Raw genomic sequence first — 3,517 nt, 5'->3', positions numbered from 1 at the left:
GCGCGGCTCGCCGCCGAGGTGCGCGAGGGCCGGATGAACGACGTCGACTACGTCCGTATCCGGCGCGCCTGGCACTCCGTGCGGGTCGACCCGACCCGGCTGCCCGCGTTCACCGACGCCGTACGGACCGGCGGAGCCGCCGCCTGCGTCCATCCGTCCGGCAAGCGCGACCTGCCCGTCAGGGCGGCGCGGCACGATCTGTTCGTCCGGCAGGTCAGGCTCGGCACCGTCCAGGACGGCGAGCGCAACCCGTACGGCAGGCGGGGCACCGGCATCGCGCTGGAACCCCAGCTCCTCGGGACCTCGCTGCTGGCCGTCGGTCCGCCAGGAGCGGGCAAGACGCAGGCCCTGGTCAGGCCCGTCGTCGAATCGCTGGCCCTCCAGGCGCTCGCCGGGCAGGCCGCCGTCGTCGCCGTGTGCGCCACCGGGACCCCGCTCGGGCCCGACGACGCGTACGACGTGGTGGTCAAGCTCGGCGACCCGCAGTCCGTGTACGACCTCGACCTGTACGGCGGCACCAACGACCCCGACGAGGCGGCGTCCGTCCTCGCCGAAGGGCTCGTCGGCGACCTGACCGACACCGACAGCAGGCGGGCCACCACCGTGCTCGCGCAGCTGCTCGGCCCGTTCCGCGCCGCGTACGGCCGGCTGCCCGCCGTCCCCGAACTGCGCGAACTGCTCGACGGGGTGCCGACGGCGATCGCCACGCTCCGCGAAGCCCTCGAAGCCGACGGGCACCACGCCATGCGCCGGGAGCTCGAAGGACGCGAGCGGCAGGCAGGCGCGCCCGGGGACCCCGGCCGTGCGCTCGCCGACCGGATCGCGCTGCTCGACCGGCCCGCCTTCGCCGGATTCTTCGACACCAGCGGCCGGACCAGGCCGTTCTCGCTGCGCGCCCTGGAACACCCGCTGCGGGTCCGTATCGACCTGCCGGAGCGCGGGCACGCCGAGGCGTCGCGGCTGCTGGCCCGGCTGGTGCTCGCCCAGTTCACCGCGAACGCGGCGGTCAGGGCCGACCACTCGCTGTTCGCCTGTCTCGTCCTCGACGACGCGACCCGCACCCTCACCCCCGAGACGCTGCGCGGTGTGCAGCGGCTGCGGTCCGTCAACGCCGGGGCCGTACTCACCCTGCGCACGCTCGACGACGTACCGGAGACGCTGCACACGGCGCTGCTCGGCGCCGTCGGCTGCCGGATGGCCTTCGCCGGCATCACGACGTGGGACGGCAAGCGGTTCGCCGAGGCATGGGGCACGGAGTGGGTGGAGACCCGCGACGTCACGCAGCGCACGGTCTTCGCCGACCAGCCGCTGACCCGCGCCATCCACTCCTTCCGGAAGCTGGTCAGCGGCAAGGCGGTGACCACGGAGGGCGTGACCGTACGGCAGGTCGAGCGCGAGCGGTGGTCGGCCTCCGACCTGGCGCACGCGGTGCCGGCGGGGCACGCGGTGCTGTCGCTGCGGACGGTCGATGGCGAGCATGCGCCACCGCTGCTGGTGGATTTGCGGCACTGAGACCGGGACGGGCTTCGGACAACCTGGCAGAATCGGCAGTGGCCGTTCATACGGGACGGCCAGATTGGTCTGACGACTTCTCCGTCTCCACCCGCCCGCTGCTGAAAGCCCTACGGTTCCGCCATGCCGCCCACGCTCGCATCGCTCGTCCAGCACTCGGCGCTCAAGCTCACCGTGCGCGCCGGGGAGGACCGGCTGCAGACCCCTGTGCGCTGGGTGCACGCCAGCGAGCTGGCCGACCCCGTGCCGTACATGGAGGGCGGCGAGCTGCTGCTCGTCACGGCGACGACCCTCGACGCCGAGGACCCCGCCGCGATGCGGCGCTACGTACGGCGGCTGGTCGGCGCCGGGGTGGCCGGGCTCGGCTTCGCCGTCGGCGTCAACTACGAGGACATCCCGGACGCGCTGGTCGAGGCGGCGCGCAGCGAGGGGCTGCCGCTGCTCGGCGTTCCCCGGCGCACGGCGTTCCTGGCGATCAGCAAGGCGGTCTCGCAGGCGATCGCCGCTGACCAGTATCACGCGGTGAGCGCCGGCTTCGAGATCCAGCGCGAGCTGACGAACGCCGCGCTCACCGAAGGCCCGGCGGCGCTGCTGGCCCGCCTCGCCGCGCACGTCGACGGCTGGGCGGCGCTGTACGACACGTCGGGCGCCGTCGTCGCCGCAGCCCCCGAGTGGGCGGCCAGACGGGCCGCCCGGCTGACCTCCGACGTGGCCAGGCTGGGGGAGCGGCCCGCCCCCGCGTCCCAGGTGGTCGGCGGCGACGCCGTCGACACCGACGACCGGGTGGAACTCCAGTCCCTGGGCACCGGGCGGCGCGTACGGGGCGTGCTGGCCGTCGGCACGGCGGCGGCGCCCGGCACGGCCGAGCGGTACGCGGTCCACTCGGCGGTCGCCCTGCTGACCCTCACCACGGAACGCTCCCGCGCCTTGCAGGAGGCCGAGCAGCGACTCGGCGCCGCCGTGCTGCGCATGCTGCTCTCCGGCCAGCCGGACCACGCGCGCGCCGTGGCCGGCGACCTGTACGGGGAGCTGCTGGACGCGCCGTTCCGGCTGCTGGTCGCGGAGAGCGCGGACGCCGCGGCGGGACAGGACCGGGAGACCGACCACCCGCTGGAAGTACTGGCCGAAGCCCTGGAAGCCACCGCCTCACGCGCGGCCGAGGCGATCCTGGTCGTGCCGGAAGGCGACGAACGCCTGGTCGTGCTGGCCGTCGACGGCGGCCCGGTGGTCACGGCCGCCGTGGCGCACGCCGCGCGCGAGTCGGAAGAGGCCGGAGTGGCCATCGGCCTCTCGGCCCCGACGGGCCCCATCGCAGCGGCCGGCGCGTACAAGCAGGCTGAACAGGCCCTCTCGGTCGCCCGCCGCCGCGGCCGCGCCCTGGTCGAACACGAGGAACTGGCGGCGGGCTCGATCCTCCCTCTCCTCGCCGACGACGCGGTGCGCGCCTTCGCCGACGGCATGCTGCGCCCGCTGTACGAACACGACGCGAAGGGCCGTGGCGACCTGGCGGCGTCGCTGCGCGCCTGGCTGTCCCACCACGGCCAGTGGGACGCGGCGGCGGCGGACCTGGGGGTGCACCGGCACACGCTGCGCTACCGGATGCGGCGGGTGGAGGAGATTCTGGGGCGCTCGCTGGACGACCCGGATGTCCGGATGGAACTGTGGCTGGCCCTGAAGACGGCGGAGCCGTCGCCCTCGTAGCGCTCCGCGTCGCCTGCGGCGAGCTTGTTCCCCAGCCCCGCCCCTTCCCGAAACCGGGGCAGGCCCCGGACCCCGGCCGATCGTGCGGTTGCACAGCCCCCGGACAGGCCCTCGGTTCGCGGGTGCTGCCCCCGGCAACTGCCGACCGGGTTGCGGCAGCGCCCCGGTCGTGGGGGTGCGGGGGCCCGCCCCCGTACCCGCGCGCCTCGTGTCGGCCGGGGTGCGTCCCGCCCCGCCGCACCGGGCGCAGCCCAAGCGGCTGGGGGTCCGGGGGTCCGGGGGCTTGCCCCCGGTTTCGGGAAGG

General features: G+C 75.2%; 2 protein-coding genes. Both read left to right on the top strand.

What is annotated here, in order from left to right; translation table 11 throughout:
• Positions 1-1,512 (top strand): hypothetical protein (locus HY68_RS02070; protein ID WP_063779605.1); only part of this gene is annotated, 1,512 nt, incomplete at its 5' end.
• A gap of 123 nt (positions 1,513-1,635) precedes the next feature.
• Positions 1,636-3,213 carry a PucR family transcriptional regulator gene (locus tag HY68_RS02065; RefSeq protein WP_041983828.1) on the top strand — a complete coding sequence of 526 codons (1,578 nt, stop codon included), beginning with the start codon at positions 1,636-1,638 and terminating at the stop codon, positions 3,211-3,213.
• The last annotated feature ends 304 nt before the right edge of the window (positions 3,214-3,517 follow it).

Source organism: Streptomyces sp. AcH 505 (assembly GCF_000818175.1).
Taxonomy (GTDB): Bacteria; Actinomycetota; Actinomycetes; order Streptomycetales; family Streptomycetaceae; genus Streptomyces.
This window is presented reverse-complemented; position numbering and strand designations above follow the sequence as displayed.

Coding starts and splice junctions, on each gene's coding strand:
- HY68_RS02065 (WP_041983828.1), top strand. CDS start 1,636: ATGCCGCCCACGCTCGCATCGCTCGTCCAGCACTCGGCGCTCAAGCTC.